This is a genomic window from Pseudomonas sp. JV245A, assembly GCF_032424515.1.
In the GTDB taxonomy this organism is placed as follows: Bacteria; Pseudomonadota; Gammaproteobacteria; order Pseudomonadales; family Pseudomonadaceae; genus Aquipseudomonas; species Aquipseudomonas protegens.
In genome coordinates, this window is record NZ_VYKE01000133.1 from 1 (window position 1) to 14,576 (window position 14,576).

Sequence of the window (14,576 nt, forward strand, 5' to 3'; positions counted from 1 at the left end):
GCCTGGGCAGCGCGCCTGCGCCGCGCCGCGACGAAGCCCCCGACATGGAACAGTTGCTGGCCCAGATCATCCAGGGTGCCTGCCCGGGAAGCGGGGCGCGTATGAGCAAGCAACACAAGCTCGACGCCGTGCGCCAGATGCAGGAGCGCGGGGTGTTCATCGTCAAGGGCGGGATCGAAAAGGCCGCCGCGGCCCTGGGGGTGACCCGCTACACCATCTACAACTACCTGGAACAGATCCGCGCCCAAGGCGCCGAGGAATGACCGCGATGCAGCTCGATATCTTTCAAGTGGATGCCTTTACCTCCCACGTCTTCGGTGGCAACCCGGCGGCGGTGTGCCCCCTGGATGCCTGGTTGCCGGACGAAGTCCTGCAGCGCATCGCCCTGGAGAACAACCTGTCGGAAACCGCCTATTTCGTGCCCCAGGGCGAAGTCTTCGAACTGCGCTGGTTCACCCCCACGGTGGAGGTCGACCTGTGCGGGCACGCCACCCTGGCGGCGGCCTGGGTGCTGTTCGAGCAGTTGGGCGAGCGCCGCGACGTGCTGCGCTTTGCCACCCGCAGCGGCGAGTTGCGGGTGAGCCGCGAGGGCGGCCTGCTGTCCATGGACTTTCCCGCCAAGCAGCCCGAAGCCGTGGCGATTGCTCCGGCCCTGCTGCAAGCCCTGGGGTTGCCGGCGGCCGAGGCCCTGTACCGCACCGACGATTACCTGCTGGTGGTGGACGACGAATCTCTGGTGGAGGCGCTCAAGCCCGATTTCGCCGCACTGGCCGCCTTCGATGTGCGCGGCATCGCCGTGACGGCGCCGTCCCGGGCATTCGATTTCGTCTCGCGCTGGTTCGGCCCGCGGGTCGGGGTCAATGAAGACCCGGTCACCGGTTCCGCCCATACCTCCCTGGCGCCTTACTGGGCCGCGCGCCTGGGCAAGCGCCAGTTGCGGGCGCAACAGGGCGGGGCGCGCAAGGGCCAGTTGCAGTGCCAGGTGCTGGACAACGGGCGGGTGATCATCAGCGGCTACGGCGCCTTGTACCTCAAGGGCAGTATTTTCCTCTGAACCGGCTGTGGCGCCGCTCTGCCATGCAGGCCTGGTGCCTGCAGGCGGATTTGTCTCGGCGGTGCCGGCGGGAGTAGAGTCGCGTTTTTTTCGCCTGCTCAGGATGCTCCAGACCATGCAACGGACGCGCACCTTGCCCCGCCTTTCCACCTCACCGCTGTTGGCCTTGCTCCTGGGCTTGAGTGCCGGCGCTGCCCAGGCAGCGAGCCTCAGCCAGAGCCTGCTGGAGTGCCAGCCGAGTTTTTTCAAGGCCCTGTATCAGCAGCGCGCCGAGCTCGGGCAGGTGGTGAAACTGGCGGAGAATCAGCGCCAGGGCATCGCCTGGATTCCGGTGGCGGAGCGCCGCGACAGCGCCACCGCGCTGATGGCGTTTTCCCGGCCGCTGCTGGATCAGGGCCTGCCCCTGACCGCCTACTACGACCGCCAGTTCGACCTGGGCGAGCAGGGCACCTTTCACTTCTGGGGCTTTGAAATCGATGCCAGCCGCGAGGCCGTCATGGCCGCGCTGCCCCAGGCCGGTTGGCAGGAGACTGGCGAATACTTCGTCTCCCGGCCGCAGATCAAACTCAACGCCGCGACCCCCTGGCAGGACAACCCGGCCGCCGCTTCGGGCATCGCCCCGGCGCCGGGCTCCGCGGAAAAGATCCTCATGCTCAGCCAGGAAGACGGCAAGACCCGTTTGCTCTGCTCGCTGCAGGGCACTGTCGATCAGCCATTGCTGGAGCAGGAGCGGCCGGACCTGGCCCAGGGAGCGGGCCGATGAACAAGCTGTCGAGCTTGAGCGCGGCGCTTTTGCTCGCCGGTTGCGCGCATTCGGGTACCCCCGGGGAGGCCCCGGCGCCGCAGCGTCCGGACGGCATGTTCAAGGTGCTGGAAAGCCCGGAACTGGCCACCTACTTTGCCGCCAACTCGCTGGCCCTCTACCAGAACAACCCGAACCTGCGGCAGTTCTATCTGGTCAACAACTACGCCAAGCCTGCTGCGCTGGGCGGTGGCAAGCCGCCGATCTACAGCTCCCGCGCGACCCGGGTGATCAACTGCGAGAAGGATGAGTCGGCGCAGTTCGGCCGGGTGTACTTCTCCGAGCCCTTCGCCCAGGGCGTGGAGGTCATGCGCAAGGAAGATCTTGCGCAATGGGCCGCCTTTCCCCGTCAATCGTTGATCGGGGAGCTGCGCAACATGGCCTGCGCGGTCGATCCGACCCGGCTCAAGCTGGCTCCGGCACCGAGTCGGTGAGCGGTGTCAGCCGGGCCTGTTGTTCAGCCCGGCCAGGCCATGATCAGCATGGGCGGTGGCCTGCCTGATTGAAGCGCGCGCCGCACGCCGCCCAGGCGGCGTTCTGTCCAACTGTTGAGTACCAAGGAAGTTTCGATGCTGGAAAGCAACCGCACCATCACCCTCTCTGGCGAGCAGGCGCTGCAGGCCCTGGCGGAGCTGGAGTTCGTCTTGATCTCGTTGCACAAGATGGGCGCCTACTACATGGATAAACCCGTGGCCGACTACCAGCGCGCCACCACCGATTTCATCGATAACCAGCAGGTCACCCAGCGCCTGGCCCAGGTGCGCAGGATTCTCAGCGAACCCTTCGACCGTACCCTGGGGGAGGACGACATGGACGACATCGAGCGCCATGTGGAGGGGCTCGAACTGTGGCGGCCCGAGTAGCAGGGCGAGGGCTGCCCGCCGATTTATCAAGGAACCTGCCATGTCCAGAATAAGCATCGCCGCCGCGACTCCCAGCACTGACCTGGCGCTGGTCAAGTTTCTCCATCAGCGCCTGGGCCTGTCCCTGAGCGTTGCCCAGGGCTATCTGCGCCGTGGCGCCGAGGGTTTCTTCTACAGCGCCAAGCTGTTTCACAACGACCATGTGGAACGTGAGCAGGAACTGCGCGACATCCTCGCCTTCTGCAACAACGCCCAGGTGCCGCTACTGATTGTCGAAAGCGACCCCGATGAGCAATGGAACGGTGTTGCGCCCGAAGCGTTGGAGGACTGCGCGATGCCCCAGGAGCACTTGTTCAATCTGCTCCAGGCCTATGAAGAGGACTATCAATAAGGCCCGGGAGCGGGCCTGTAGCGCCCAACCGAATGCGAGGTTTTCCTAAAGTTCTGGGCGCCGGGGTCGAGACGTTGGTGCTGTCCGTCCCTCAATAAGGATATTTCGTGTTCAGAACCCTCCTCAGGGCCACCGCCCTTGTCGCCACCCTGGCGCTGACCGGCTGTGTGTCCTACAACGTCACCGGCCCCCTGGGCGCACCGCTGCATCCCGCGCCTGCCAGCAGCCCGCGCACCGCGCAAATCGCCGATGTGCAGGTTTCCGCCGCCGGTATCGACGAAGCCACCCGTACCGCCATCAGCCGCTCCCTGACCGCCCAGCTGACGCCCTACGTCAAGAGCGCCGGCTACTTCCAGCAACTCAGCGAATTTCCTACCCGCCTGGGGGAAAACGACGTGGTGCTGAAGTTCAACATGACCTCCCTCAAGGGCCATCGCGGGCCGCACCCGGGCTATGTACCGGGGGCTCTGCTGACCCTGACGCTGTGGATCTGGGTCAATGGCCCGATCTACGTCGACAGCTTCGACCTGGCCGGTGATCTGTCGATCGTCGATCGCGACGGCAAGGAACTGGCCAGCGCCAGGGAGCAGCTCAAGTTCGAGCGCAATGTCGGTCTCTATGGGCGCGAATACTGGGCCCCGACCCAGGGCGCCAAGCAGCTCAACGAGCTGGTTGCCAAATTGCTCGACAACGCCACCGCCCGGTTGGCGCACTAGGATCAAGGAGCGTCACATGTTCGGTTCCATCAAGCACGTACTGGTGCTGGCCGCGGTACTGCTGAGCGGCTGCGTGTCCTATTCGCAACACGAACTGGCACCGGTCACGGCCTGGCCACCCACCGCCCAGGCGGAGCAACACAAACCCACGGCCTTCGTGCGCACCACCGCGATGAACCAGGTCAATGGCGGCCCGGCCAATGCTGCCGCCGGCGCCCCGGCCGCCGCCTGGGAAGCGGCGGTGGCCGATACCTACCGCCAGTCCGGGCGCTTTGCCCGGGTCAGCACCGACAAGGTCGAGTCGGACCTGTACGCCGAAGCCACCCTGTACAACAACGAGCAGTTCAGCATGGCCTCGGCCATCATCACCGGCGCCACCTTCTTCATCATCCCGTCCACGGCGAAGAACACCTTCACCCTGGAGACGGTGTTCAAGGACAAGGACGGCAAGGAACTGGGGCGGATTCGCAAGAGCGAGTCGGTGCGCACCTGGATGCAACTGCTGCTGATCGTGGCGATTCCTTTCCAGGCGGATACCCGCGACGTGGTCCAGCAACTGGCCCGCAGCACCCTGGATGAAGCGGTGCAACGCCAGTTGCTGTAACCCCCGCGCAGCACCTGATGGCAGGCATGAAAACGCCGCTGGCCCGGGTAGGGCCAGCGGCGTTTCTCATGGGCCGGGCCAGCAGCGGAACCAATATTCTCATGCCACTGCACTGGCCAGAGCCCGGCGTAGTTGATCTTGTAGTAATTGATTATTTTTGTGTTTATTAAGTAAAAGTTGATTGTCGCCTAACTATAAGTTCGCTATCGAATAGGTTTTTTCAAGTAGTGGCTGGATTTAAATTTGATTTGTGCTAGCGAGTGAGGGCAGGTCGGAGTGTTGAAGTAAAGTTGATCTCATGTGGAAAAGGCTTTAGAGGTAAGTCTTAATATTTATATATCGAGATGCTGGCTGAATGCCGCTTGCTGACTATAGTGGTGTTGTGACTAGGCAAGATGTCCACGTTGCCTCTAACTAATGTGTCTACGGCGCGAAGGTCAGTATAAGGGTCAGGAGTGATCCAGGGAGTTAGTTATGATGCGTCTCAAATGGTTAAGCCTGATTGCCTTGGGAGTAGGAGTTGCTGGTTGTTCCGGACCCGGGTCGGTCATGGAGCCTTATGAGTCGGCATTGCAACTGGATAGCACCAATGCAAAAAACTTCCATTCCAGCCTGTATTTTCCATCCGGAACCGCCTTGCATTACCCAGGGTATGTCGTGGCCATTGAAAAAAGCCCACAGGCCATCGTCGGCGGCCCCAAGGCTAATCCCCAGGTCAGCTTCGTACGGAGCGGCCAATACATCAGCGCGGAAGAACCAAGCCGCTGGGGAACACCAAGTCAGATCAGGAGATTTCAGGAAAGTGACTCTAAGGCGATGTTCATTTCGCACATCATAAAAAACTCGATAGCCAAGGACACCGCCGGGGCAAGTGATCCTTATCTTTCAAAGAATCATTGCTTTGTATATAACGCTTACGCGGCAAAGCAATTATCACTCGTCAAAAAGAACTATGATCTGGCGAAAATAAGTGACTGGCATGCCTGCTCAATATCCACCAACCTGGACAAGGTGGATGCCCATGCCTATCAGTTTTACGATTATGGAAAGTATGCGCTGCTATCGCTGGAAAATAATTTGACCCAGGACCTTCGGCAAGGTAATTACACCCATGTTCTGGTGATTGTCATGGGCTGGAACACTGCCCAACAAGAAGCAATACGAAATTTCAATGACTTGGCTGGTAACTTGATGGCCGCTTCTTTGGAAGCGGCCAAGGGACAGCAAGAAAGTCCGATCGACAGGACGCTGGCAATCAAACCGCTGGTCGATGATCAGGTGACTGGTCACTTCCGCCCCTTGGTCATTGGCGTGACCTGGCCGTCTTATTGGTCCAACTCCTTCGGCAACGTATTCAGCTATTCAAATAAGGCCAATGATGCGGACGAAGTAGGCTTGTCCTGGCTGAACAAGATGCTCAACGAAACCATTCCGCGCAGCCTGGCGGCCTCTGGCAGCAAGGCCAGGGTTGTTGCGCTAGGCCACAGTTTCGGGGCGCGCGCCATGACTCGCGCGGTGTTCAGTTCACCGGCCCTGGTGCCTCTTGGCAGTCAGTTCCCCGATCAGCCGATGGTCACCAGCCCGGTTGATCTGGCCGTTGGCTTGCAAGGGGCGATGAGCATCAACCGTTTTGCCCCGGACCTCGGACGTGAAGGCGCTCCCTATCGGGACTACGGGCATCTTCAAAAGACCAAGGTGGTGCTGACTGCAGCCACCAACGATTCGGCGACCGGCGCCCCCTTTATCGTCTGGACCGATCCTGCCGGATCGATCGGCTCATACCACAAGGCCTGCGATACGACCGACCCCCAGTACCAGCGCATATTCGAGTGCATGACGGCTTCTGACACATCCGCAGTTCCAGGAGGTCGGTTCGAAGTCTGCAAGCACGGTCAGCAAGGCTGCGCCGAGCCGTTCAAGAGCACCGGCCCGGACAGAAAAGTGGCCTATATCGACGCTTCTAACGGTATTACCGAATTCAACTCGCCGGGATCCGGAGGAGGGGCCCACAGCGATATCTACCGCCTACCGATGGGCCGTTTGCTGTGGAAACTGATTGAGGAATATGCGCCTACCCAATGATCTGAGGGCCTTACTACTACCCTGTTGAAGCGCACCCAGCTTTGCAGGCATGGCGCACACCATGCCTGCTTAAAACGGGAATGGACCTTTGATCAGACTTTCACGGCCTGGAGTAGTGAAGCGGCTCGTGAAGCGCAGAAGGTTGCATCATCGCGCCAAGTCACCATGAGCTGGCCTAGAGTTAAATCGGTGATGGCCGGCAATGAGTACCAATGACCATTCAAGTGAAGTTGGATGTCCTGTCGTGGAATGGTCAGGCAGGGGGGATCGCAAATGATGTATCGACACTCTTGATCGTTTTGGGTCCCATCGGCAAAGCTTGTTCGCCCTGTCAACGCCGCGGTGTCTTTTTTATAGCGAGCCAGAAAGCACAGGAGCATCCAATGTTTGTAAGGCGAGATCAGCCCTGAGGCAGCCTCAATGCACTCCTTATGGTGCGAGGCAATCTTCGTTTGTGCATAGGGGAATGGGCTGTAGTAGTAGAACACGTACACCAGACCATGGACGGCTGCGTAATTTTTCAGCGCTTCGTTCATCGTCAGGTCTTGGGAATGACCTCCTCCCTGGTTGCGGCAGGGTATGGTGAATTCGCTTGAGAAGTATCGCGTCCATTGGTCAGCCGCTTCTGTTCGGTAATAGAAGTCCTCGTCGGGCTCATGATCGCAAGTTGGCAAGCCGGACAGATATTCCTCCAATGTCGGTGGGGCGGCGGGTGCGGGAATGTCCTGCGGCTGCGGCTGCGGCTGCGCTGGCGCATTCCGGCTGAAAAGTCTCTTGATGCATTTGAACATGAGCATTATCCGTCCTTGGCTGGCAGACTTCCCCGAGCGTGAAGTCTGCCTTTTTTTGCCCCTTAGGGCCCCCGTGGTGCTTCTGCTGGCGTCAGCCTCAGCGCTTCGCCGTCCAATAGGCATGCAGCGCCCGAGCGGCCGGTTCGATGGCCGCTACCTGCTGGCGATGCTGCTCCAGATCCAGGTCGGCCGGCAGTTCGAAGTTGTCCTGTTCGGCACAGTCGATGATCGTCTGCAACAGGCCGGTCTGTGGTGCCGGCATCTGCGGCCAGTTGCCCACGGCCACCCCACGCAGGTAGCCAAAGCACCATTCTTCGGCCAGCAACAGGTCCTGGCCCTGGTGTTCGGTGGTTTCGAAACGTGCATGGAAACCCTGGGCATCACTGGCCAGTTGTTCGGCCAGGGTGTTGATGTGGCGCACGCACAGGTCGATGAACTGCCGGCACTCTTGCGGGGTTTCCCAATTGGGGTTCTCGCCGCCCCAGATCGCCGGGAACCATTCGGCGATATCCACCTGGGTCGGGCCCGACACCAGCGCGGTGAAATAGCCGTCCAGCTCGCAGGGGTTGAGTACCGAGTGGTCGTCGCCGTACTTGAGCAGGGTGTCTTCGAGGGTTTCGAAGTCGGCGGCGTTCAATGGGGTGTTTTGCATGAGAGAAGTCCTGGAAAAAGCAGCGGCAAGTTTCCGGGTTCAGGCCCCGGGCTGCAAGCCTTGAACGGTATGGGCGGCGCTTGAGTGCGCGGCCCTCAGGTGCCGCGCAACAGGTCCTGGGAGTCCAGCAGGCGGTAGGCGATTTCCGGGCGCTGCTCCATGGCCCGGCGGATGGCGGCCGGGATCGATTGCCGGGTCTTGCGGCACAGGCCGGGCAACTCGCCCAGGGAAATGGCGATGCCGCGCATGCTGCGGACCACGTTGTCACTGGGGCTGATCTGGACGCGGATGCCCAGTTGTTCGTACATCCGCCGCTGCATGTGTTCCAGGTCCGCCAGGTCCTTGAGGTTTTCCAGGCGTTCGAGCAGGCGTTTTTCCTCCTGGCGCGTCAGATTGAGGATGCGCAGGTCGGCTCCGGGGGTGTCCAGCAACTGCTCGCGCTCGCAAATGCAGGCGCCGGGCGGACAGGGTTGGCGGATCGCGGGGCTGGGGTTCATGGTGATCCATCATAGCGATCCCGTAGCCGCTGTCAGAGAAAATTCTGTGCCCGGCCAGCCCCAACGAGATGGCGTGGTGGTGGGGTTTTGTGTAGGCGCTGGCTTGCCAGCGAAGGCGTCTTCGGGTGCGTCGCAGGGCTTGAGGGCCTCTTCGCCGGCAAGCCGGCTCCTACGAGGTGGGGTAGTGGCGGGGCTTTGTGTAGGAGCTGGCTTGCCAGCGAAGGGGGCTTCGGGTGCGTCGCAGGGCTTGAGGTCTACCGAGCCAAGGGGTTGCCCGGGTCGCCTTCGGCGAGCATCTGGCTCAGTAACTGCCGTTCCTGTTCGCCGGGAAGCACGCCGCGGGTTTCGCCTTCGAGCACGATCACGCCATCTTCGTTGCTCAGGGTGATGACCGCCGTAGCCCGGCCCCGGGCATCCACCTCGGTGATCAGCCAGCGGCAGGTCACGGTATCCCCCGCATAGACCGGGCGGCGGAACTGGAAGCGCATCGCCGAGGCCAGCCAGCCGATCTGCCCGCCGATCTCGGTCACCAGGCTGGCGGTCAGCAGGCCATGGGCCACCGGTTCGCGAAACCCTCGGGCCTCGGCGAAGGGCGGGTGGTAGTGCACCGGGTTGTAGTCCCGGGAAATCTCGGCAAAGCGCTGGATGTCCTGGGGAGTGAAGCATCGCGACAGGCTGAAGCTGTCACCGCTTTGCAGCCCGCGAGCCGCTCGTTGTCTGAAGCTGTGCATGGGTCTTCCTCAAGCCAGGAGTTGTTCCGCCAGCAACACTAGCGCAATCAGGACCATCAACCCGCCCGACAGGCGACTGACCCACAGCGCCGCCACCGGCCGCGCCTGCAGAACAGTGCGCGAGCCGAAGCCCACCAACAGGTAGATCACCGCGCAACTGAAGGCATGCAGCAGCCCCAGGGCGAGGATCTGCAGCGACACCGGCCAGGCGGCCGCGGGGCTGGTGAACTGTGGCAGCAGGGCCAGGAACAGCAGGAAGACCTTGGGATTGAGGCCGCTGACACACAGGCCCTTGAACGACCAGCGCGCCCAGGAAGCATCGGCCTGGCCTGCGCCGGCCTGGGGCGTGGACGGGTGGCGCAGCAGGCCGACGCCCAGCCACAGCAGGTAGCCGGCACCGGCCACGGTCAGGCCCGCAAGGGCCAGGGGGTAACGCGCCACCAGCCCGCCGACCCCGGCGGCCACCACCAGGGTCGCCAGCAGGTGGCCGCTCAGCAGCCCGGATACCGCGGGAATCACCACCCGGCCGTTGAGCCCGGCAGAGATGGCATAGGCCCAGTCGGCGCCGGGGGTGATCACGAACAGCAGCGACACTGCCCAGAACGCGGCCAACATGCTCGGTTCCATGTTGGCTTACCTCGGCTGGCTGCAGGTAGCGTGGGCGGGGCAGGCGGTCGCGCTAGGCAGCGCAGGGTGCGGCTTGGCAAGGGGGTAGGGCATGGGGCTTTCTCACGGGCATCAGGGGCTCGACCGCCGCACAGCTGCGGTGAACAGGGGCTTCAAGGTGTGAAGAAAGAATAGTGAAGATCGAGGGGGATTTTTTCTCTAATATTCCAACTGCAAACCTTCGAATGGGGAGAATTATTCAAATGGATCGGATTGATCAGAAGATTCTTGCCGAGCTGCAAGCAGACGGCCGCCTTTCGGTCACCGACCTGGCCGAGCGGGTCGGTCTCAGCCTGTCCCCTTGCCATCGCCGGGTACGGGCGCTGGAGCAGTCCGGGGTGATCCTGGGCTATCGCGCACAACTGGCGCCCAGCGCCCTGGGGCTGAATTTCTCGGCCATGGTGTTCGTCACCCTGCGCGAGGGCGATCACCAGGCCGTGGCGGCCTTCGAAACTGCCTTGCAGGGCATTGTCCAGATCGTCGAGGCGCAGCGGCTGTTTGGCGAACCCGATTACCTGCTGCAGGTGATCACCCGCGACCTGCCGGCGTTCCAGCGGTTGTATGACGAACGCCTGTCGACCTTGCCCAACGTCCAGCGCCTGACCTCGACCCTGGTGATGAAGCAGGTGATCCAGGACCGCACCCTGCCATTGTGATCGGGATCAAGGCTCGAAGGCCCCGCAGGTTCTAAGGTGCAGGCTCCTTCATCCAGGTTCCGGGAGCCGCCATGGCCAAGCCCTTTCCCCTGCGCCCCAAACACCCCGAGCGGATCTGCTGGGGCTGCGACCGCTACTGCGCGGCCAATGCCCTGGCTTGCGGCAATGGTTCCGATCGCACCATGCACCCGGCGGAAATGCTCGGGGAGGACTGGTACCTGGACGGTGACTGGGGCATCGAGATGCCCGCCGACAGCGAGCCGGCCCCACAGCAGCAGTCGCGAGGGCCGACCGCCGTTTAAATATTACCCGGGTATTATTGCTTGCCTTATTAATACCCGGGTAATATGCGCCCTCGTTTCCTTGAGGCCATAACCATGTCCGACTCACTTACCCGACCCGTCACTGCGTTTCAGGCCCAGCAGGTGCTGGCGGCCGGCCCGTTGCTGGAGGTCGCGCTGGCGGTCAAGCGTGCCAGCGAAGAGGCGGCGCCGCAGCCGTTGCTGGTGTTCGACGATGCCAGCGGCCGGGTCATCGACCTCGACCTGCGGGGCTCCCCGGACGAAGTGCGCCAGCGCCTGGCCGCCACGCCGGCGCCGGGCAACGGGCGCTATCGCCCGCGCCAGCCTGCTGCTGCGCCGGTCGAGGGCGAAGAGGCTGCGCCCCGGGGGCGGGGGCGACCCAAGCTGGGGGTCATCGCTCGGGAAGTGACCCTGTTGCCGCGCCAGTGGGACTGGCTGGCCGAGCAGCCCGGTGGCGCCTCGGCGGTGCTGCGCCGGCTGGTGGACGAAGCCCGGCGCCATGGCGCCGAACCGCAGCGCCAGCGGGCCGCGCAAGAGGCGGCCTACCAGTTCATGCTGGCCATGGGCGGCGATCTTCCCGGTTATGAAGAAGCCACCCGGGCGCTGTTCGCCGCGGACCTGGCGCGCCTGCAGCAGTGCATCGAGGACTGGCCGCAGGACATCCGTGCCTATGCCTTGCGCCTGGCTGGGGCGTAATCGCCGGGGCTGGCTTGTGTCCCGGGGCCCAGGCGTTTTATGTTCCTTGCCGGTCAACAACGACGCCTTGCCGATTCTGGAGTGCCTATGAACCTCGCCACCCTGGCGCTATTTCTCCCGGCCTGTTTCGCCCTGAACATGGCCCCCGGGCCGAACAACCTGCTGTCGGTGCGCAATGCCAGCACCTACGGTTTTCGCACCTCGTGCCTGGCGGGCATCGGCCGCCTGGCAGCGTTCGCCCTGATGATCGCCCTGGCCGCCGCCGGCCTGGCGGTGGTGCTGCAAGCCTCGGAGCTATTGTTCTACGGGATCAAGATTCTCGGCGCGAGCTACCTGCTGTACCTGGCCTATCAGCTGTGGACCGCGGACCCCCAGGTGCAGAGTGCGGAGCGCAGCCGGGTGTCCGGGCTGCTGGCCCTCAGCCGGCAGGAATTTCTGGTGGCCATCGGCAATCCCAAGGCGATCCTGATCTTCACCGCGTTTCTGCCGCAGTTCGTCGAGCCCGGGGCGCCAGTGGGTTCGCAGTTCCTGGTGCTGGGGCTGTTGTTCCTGCTGCTGGAGTGGATCGCCATCAGCGCTTATGCGCTGATGGGCCTGCACATGCGGCGCTGGTTCAGCGAGCCTGCGGGCAAGCGCCTGTTCAATCGCTGCTGCGCGGCGTTGCTGTCGGCGGCGGCCTCGGTGCTGTTACTGGCCCGGCGCGCCTGAAGCCTGGAGCAAGCCTCTCCCCGCAACGGGGAGAGGCCATGGCCATCAGTGGATGGAGAAGTACGGGTCCCAGGAGCAGTAGGCGATCACCTTGTTGTTGCTGTCCAGGATCATGAAGGCCCAGGTGTAGGTAATGCGCGAGCCGACCCGGGTGGCGTTGGCCTGCCAGTAGTAGTTCTGCACGCTTTGCGCGATGGGCTGCCCGGCCGGGTTGTCCTTGTCGATGATGGGCAGCGGCGTGCTGTCCAGGACCACCGGCGTGACGTCGGTCAGATAGGGCGGATTGCCGGCACTCGGTATCGGGTTGGTCTGGGTGTACTGGTACAGCAGCACCGCGTTGTACATGCCCTTGGACAGGCTGGTGGCGCGCCAGCGGACAATGTCCCCCTGACGCAGGTTGACCGCCAGTTCGGAGCCGCCGTCCGGCCCGTCGGTGTTGTCGCGGCGGGCCACCATGTAGACCACCTGGTCGGACAGGCGCTGGCCGTTGCTGTAGTAGTTGTAGAGCTGGGTGGGGGTGGCGCTGTGCTGGCTCAAGGTCAGCGTGTTGCCGCCGTCGAAGGTCTTGCCGTTGCTTTCCAGAATGGTGTCCACGTCAATGGTGACAAGGATATCCACGATGTTTTCGTTCATGTCCGGCTCCCTGTTGTCGCGCTATGGGCCTGGCGATCCAGGCCCGGGTGTCATCGGCTGTGCAGCGTGCGGCCACCGAGCATCCGGGCGCGGCGCAACAGCTGTCGGGCACCGGGCGAAATGCACTTCCATGAGGTCGCCAGTGGAATCTAGAAGCTCAAGACTGTTAGTCAAATGGGCCGGTCAAAAAAGCGCCGCGAGGGCGTCCCGGCCGCTTCGGGCTACAGGCCTGTAGCACCCGTGCCAAGGCCCAGGTGCTGATCGGCCCATAGCGCCGCCTGGGCGGCATGGCTCAGGCCCAGGTCGTGATCGGCCCCGGGCACGATGCGCAATCGGGCGACCCCGGATCGCCAAGCGACAGGCCCCGGGATAGGCCGCGACGGTTTATCATGCTGCGCTGCCGCCCGTTGCCCGTGCGACAAGGGGCTGCTCCATTCGCCCACCCTGGAGGCGCCCGCCATGCCTGATCTGCCCAAGCCTGCTGCCATCCCTGAATTCCCCGTGTGCCACGCCCGTGGCGGCACCTCCACCGGGCTGATCCTGGCCCGCGAAGCGCTGCCCCGGGACGAAGCCCTGGTGGAAGAGTTGCTGCGCCACCTGATGGGCGTGCCGCTGCATGGCGAGTGGCCGGGCAATACCCAGATCACCGGCCTGGGACGCGGCGGGCCCACCAGCAACAAGGTGTTCATCGTCGAGCGCCGCCCCGGCGAGACGCGGATGATCAGCACCCTGGCGCAACTGGCGGCGGGCAAGAGCGCCATCGACTGGAGCGTCAACTGCGGCAACATGTCCGCGGCCCTGCCGTTGTACGCCCTGCAGCGCGGCTGGCTGGAGCCCGGGGAGGGCGGTGGGCAGATCGAGATCTACAACAGCAACACCCAGACCACGATGTATGCGCGCCTGGGCTTCGCCAATGGCCGGCTGCTGAGCGACACGCGGATTCCCGGGGTCAACGGGGTGTTTCCCGGGGTCGACCTGTTTCTCGACAAGCCGGTGGGGGCCAAGACCGGCGCGCTGTTCCCCACCGGCAAACGGGTGGACCTGCTGGACGGCATCGCCGCCACCTGCATCGACGTGGCGGTGCCCATGGTCATCCTGCGCGCGGCGGACCTGGGCAAGACCGGCGAGGAAACCCCGGCCCAGCTGGACGCCGACCCGCAATTCAAGGCGCGCCTGCTGGAACTGATGGTGCTGGGCGGGTTGCGCATGGGCTTGCGCAAGCGCGACGGCAGCCTGATGAGCGCCGACGAGCTGCGGCGCAGCGAAACCATCCCGAAGATCTGCATCGTCAGCCCGGCGCGGGAGGGTGGGGATATTGCCACCCGCTACTTCACCCCGCAGAACGCCCACCCGTCCCTGGCAGTGTCCGGTGGTTGCTGCCTGGCGGCGGCCTGCCTGGCCGAGGGCACCGTGGCCCACGCCCTGCTGACACGGGCGCCGGTGCTAGGCGAGGAGCCGGGCGAATACCCCCTGGCGATTGAAAACCCCGCCGGGGTGCTGGAGACCCTGATCAATGCCCGGCTGGCCGGTGGAGAGCTGCTGATCGACGGCGCCGCCTACCGGCGCAGCGCGCAGATCCTGTTGCAGGGCAGCACACCGCTGTACAACGCCTCCCCAGCGTTGATCGCCGCCCTCGGCTCCGTCTAACCACCACCACCGAGGCTCCTTCGCGGCCACACAGAGTCCAACCCTGCGCGTGCCCCGCTTCTTGTAGCCGCTGCCGAAGGCTGCG

At 63.6% G+C, this 14,576-nt stretch carries 20 protein-coding genes; 14 read left to right on the plus strand and 6 right to left on the minus strand.

Annotation, left to right across the window (positions count from 1 at the left end; all coding sequences use genetic code 11):
- The 9 genes from F6S12_RS25060 to F6S12_RS25100 form a co-directional block, all read left to right on the plus strand.
- A partial coding sequence (locus F6S12_RS25060; RefSeq protein ID WP_315869425.1) for a helix-turn-helix domain-containing protein occupies positions 1-263 on the plus strand: 263 nt, incomplete at its 5' end.
- A 5-nt stretch (positions 264-268) separates the two neighbouring features.
- Positions 269-1,054 (plus strand): PhzF family phenazine biosynthesis protein, encoded by a 786-nt coding sequence (locus F6S12_RS25065; RefSeq protein WP_315869432.1) that lies wholly within the window; start codon positions 269-271, stop codon positions 1,052-1,054.
- Between the two features lie 115 nt (positions 1,055-1,169).
- On the plus strand, positions 1,170-1,817 hold the full coding sequence (locus tag F6S12_RS25070) for a hypothetical protein (protein WP_093408610.1): 648 nt from the start codon (positions 1,170-1,172) through the stop codon (positions 1,815-1,817).
- Positions 1,814-2,290, plus strand: coding sequence for a surface-adhesin E family protein (locus tag F6S12_RS25075; protein ID WP_015635370.1), 477 nt, complete (start codon positions 1,814-1,816; stop codon positions 2,288-2,290). Before F6S12_RS25070 ends, F6S12_RS25075 begins: the two co-directional genes overlap by 4 nt.
- A 135-nt stretch (positions 2,291-2,425) precedes the next feature.
- On the plus strand, positions 2,426-2,719 hold the full coding sequence (locus F6S12_RS25080; protein WP_011060967.1) for a hypothetical protein: 294 nt from the start codon (positions 2,426-2,428) through the stop codon (positions 2,717-2,719).
- Between the two features lie 40 nt (positions 2,720-2,759).
- Positions 2,760-3,110, plus strand: a complete 351-nt coding sequence (locus F6S12_RS25085; RefSeq protein ID WP_053158044.1) for a hypothetical protein — start codon at positions 2,760-2,762, stop codon at positions 3,108-3,110.
- Between the two features lie 107 nt (positions 3,111-3,217).
- A complete protein-coding gene (locus F6S12_RS25090; protein ID WP_041752195.1) occupies positions 3,218-3,826 on the plus strand; it encodes a hypothetical protein in 609 nt (202 codons plus the stop codon).
- A 16-nt stretch (positions 3,827-3,842) separates the two neighbouring features.
- Positions 3,843-4,430, plus strand: a complete 588-nt coding sequence (locus F6S12_RS25095) for a hypothetical protein (RefSeq protein ID WP_053158049.1) — start codon at positions 3,843-3,845, stop codon at positions 4,428-4,430.
- A 474-nt stretch (positions 4,431-4,904) separates the two neighbouring features.
- On the plus strand, positions 4,905-6,512 hold the full coding sequence (locus F6S12_RS25100) for an alpha/beta hydrolase (RefSeq protein WP_123430908.1): 1,608 nt from the start codon (positions 4,905-4,907) through the stop codon (positions 6,510-6,512).
- A 92-nt stretch (positions 6,513-6,604) separates the two neighbouring features.
- On the opposite strand, the gene F6S12_RS25105 is transcribed toward F6S12_RS25100, so the two are convergent.
- The 5 genes from F6S12_RS25105 to F6S12_RS25125 form a co-directional block, all read right to left on the minus strand.
- The gene (locus F6S12_RS25105; protein WP_315869426.1) at positions 6,605-7,309 is read right to left on the minus strand and encodes a hypothetical protein; all 705 of its coding nucleotides are present in this window, start codon (positions 7,307-7,309) and stop codon (positions 6,605-6,607) included.
- Between the two features lie 91 nt (positions 7,310-7,400).
- On the minus strand, positions 7,401-7,955 hold the full coding sequence (locus F6S12_RS25110) for a UPF0149 family protein (RefSeq protein ID WP_315869427.1): 555 nt from the start codon (positions 7,953-7,955) through the stop codon (positions 7,401-7,403).
- A 95-nt stretch (positions 7,956-8,050) separates the two neighbouring features.
- Positions 8,051-8,452: a hypothetical protein gene (locus F6S12_RS25115; protein ID WP_015635375.1), complete on the minus strand. Its 402-nt coding sequence runs from the start codon at positions 8,450-8,452 to the stop codon at positions 8,051-8,053.
- Positions 8,453-8,706: 254 nt separating this feature from the next.
- The gene (locus F6S12_RS25120) at positions 8,707-9,183 is read right to left on the minus strand and encodes a MaoC family dehydratase (RefSeq protein ID WP_123430907.1); all 477 of its coding nucleotides are present in this window, start codon (positions 9,181-9,183) and stop codon (positions 8,707-8,709) included.
- A 9-nt stretch (positions 9,184-9,192) separates the two neighbouring features.
- On the minus strand, positions 9,193-9,810 hold the full coding sequence (locus F6S12_RS25125; RefSeq protein WP_011060975.1) for a LysE family translocator: 618 nt from the start codon (positions 9,808-9,810) through the stop codon (positions 9,193-9,195).
- Positions 9,811-10,052: 242 nt separating this feature from the next.
- On the opposite strand from F6S12_RS25125, the gene F6S12_RS25130 reads away from it, so the two are divergent.
- The 4 genes from F6S12_RS25130 to F6S12_RS25145 all read left to right on the plus strand — a co-directional run bounded on the left by F6S12_RS25130 (position 10,053) and on the right by F6S12_RS25145 (position 12,211).
- A complete protein-coding gene (locus tag F6S12_RS25130; protein WP_011060976.1) occupies positions 10,053-10,505 on the plus strand; it encodes an Lrp/AsnC family transcriptional regulator in 453 nt (150 codons plus the stop codon).
- 71 nt (positions 10,506-10,576) lie between these two features.
- Positions 10,577-10,807 carry a DUF3079 domain-containing protein gene (locus F6S12_RS25135; protein ID WP_315869428.1) on the plus strand — a complete coding sequence of 77 codons (231 nt, stop codon included), beginning with the start codon at positions 10,577-10,579 and terminating at the stop codon, positions 10,805-10,807.
- A gap of 45 nt (positions 10,808-10,852) precedes the next feature.
- Positions 10,853-11,503 carry a DUF2239 family protein gene (locus F6S12_RS25140; RefSeq protein WP_315869429.1) on the plus strand — a complete coding sequence of 217 codons (651 nt, stop codon included), beginning with the start codon at positions 10,853-10,855 and terminating at the stop codon, positions 11,501-11,503.
- Between the two features lie 87 nt (positions 11,504-11,590).
- Positions 11,591-12,211, plus strand: coding sequence for a LysE family translocator (locus F6S12_RS25145; protein ID WP_315869430.1), 621 nt, complete (start codon positions 11,591-11,593; stop codon positions 12,209-12,211).
- Between the two features lie 45 nt (positions 12,212-12,256).
- Here F6S12_RS25145 and F6S12_RS25150 read toward each other — a convergent pair whose 3' ends face one another.
- Positions 12,257-12,844, minus strand: a complete 588-nt coding sequence (locus tag F6S12_RS25150; protein ID WP_019093798.1) for an AidA/PixA family protein — start codon at positions 12,842-12,844, stop codon at positions 12,257-12,259.
- A 459-nt stretch (positions 12,845-13,303) separates the two neighbouring features.
- Here F6S12_RS25150 and F6S12_RS25155 point away from each other — a divergent pair, with 459 nt between their 5' ends.
- Positions 13,304-14,491, plus strand: a complete 1,188-nt coding sequence (locus tag F6S12_RS25155) for a PrpF domain-containing protein (RefSeq protein WP_315869431.1) — start codon at positions 13,304-13,306, stop codon at positions 14,489-14,491.
- The last annotated feature ends 85 nt before the right edge of the window (positions 14,492-14,576 follow it).

Bases quoted from the DNA above. Each gene is read 5' to 3' on its own strand.
- F6S12_RS25065 (WP_315869432.1), top strand. From the start codon at position 269: ATGCAGCTCGATATCTTTCAAGTGGATGCCTTTACCTCCCACGTCTTC.
- F6S12_RS25070 (WP_093408610.1), top strand. From the start codon at position 1,170: ATGCAACGGACGCGCACCTTGCCCCGCCTTTCCACCTCACCGCTGTTG.
- F6S12_RS25075 (WP_015635370.1), top strand. From the start codon at position 1,814: ATGAACAAGCTGTCGAGCTTGAGCGCGGCGCTTTTGCTCGCCGGTTGC.
- F6S12_RS25080 (WP_011060967.1), top strand. From the start codon at position 2,426: ATGCTGGAAAGCAACCGCACCATCACCCTCTCTGGCGAGCAGGCGCTG.
- F6S12_RS25085 (WP_053158044.1), top strand. From the start codon at position 2,760: ATGTCCAGAATAAGCATCGCCGCCGCGACTCCCAGCACTGACCTGGCG.
- F6S12_RS25095 (WP_053158049.1), top strand. From the start codon at position 3,843: ATGTTCGGTTCCATCAAGCACGTACTGGTGCTGGCCGCGGTACTGCTG.
- F6S12_RS25100 (WP_123430908.1), top strand. From the start codon at position 4,905: ATGATGCGTCTCAAATGGTTAAGCCTGATTGCCTTGGGAGTAGGAGTT.
- F6S12_RS25105 (WP_315869426.1), bottom strand. From the start codon at position 7,309: ATGCTCATGTTCAAATGCATCAAGAGACTTTTCAGCCGGAATGCGCCA.
- F6S12_RS25110 (WP_315869427.1), bottom strand. From the start codon at position 7,955: ATGCAAAACACCCCATTGAACGCCGCCGACTTCGAAACCCTCGAAGAC.
- F6S12_RS25115 (WP_015635375.1), bottom strand. From the start codon at position 8,452: ATGAACCCCAGCCCCGCGATCCGCCAACCCTGTCCGCCCGGCGCCTGC.
- F6S12_RS25120 (WP_123430907.1), bottom strand. From the start codon at position 9,183: ATGCACAGCTTCAGACAACGAGCGGCTCGCGGGCTGCAAAGCGGTGAC.
- F6S12_RS25125 (WP_011060975.1), bottom strand. From the start codon at position 9,810: ATGGAACCGAGCATGTTGGCCGCGTTCTGGGCAGTGTCGCTGCTGTTC.
- F6S12_RS25130 (WP_011060976.1), top strand. From the start codon at position 10,053: ATGGATCGGATTGATCAGAAGATTCTTGCCGAGCTGCAAGCAGACGGC.
- F6S12_RS25135 (WP_315869428.1), top strand. From the start codon at position 10,577: ATGGCCAAGCCCTTTCCCCTGCGCCCCAAACACCCCGAGCGGATCTGC.
- F6S12_RS25140 (WP_315869429.1), top strand. From the start codon at position 10,853: ATGCGCCCTCGTTTCCTTGAGGCCATAACCATGTCCGACTCACTTACC.
- F6S12_RS25145 (WP_315869430.1), top strand. From the start codon at position 11,591: ATGAACCTCGCCACCCTGGCGCTATTTCTCCCGGCCTGTTTCGCCCTG.
- F6S12_RS25150 (WP_019093798.1), bottom strand. From the start codon at position 12,844: ATGAACGAAAACATCGTGGATATCCTTGTCACCATTGACGTGGACACC.
- F6S12_RS25155 (WP_315869431.1), top strand. From the start codon at position 13,304: ATGCCTGATCTGCCCAAGCCTGCTGCCATCCCTGAATTCCCCGTGTGC.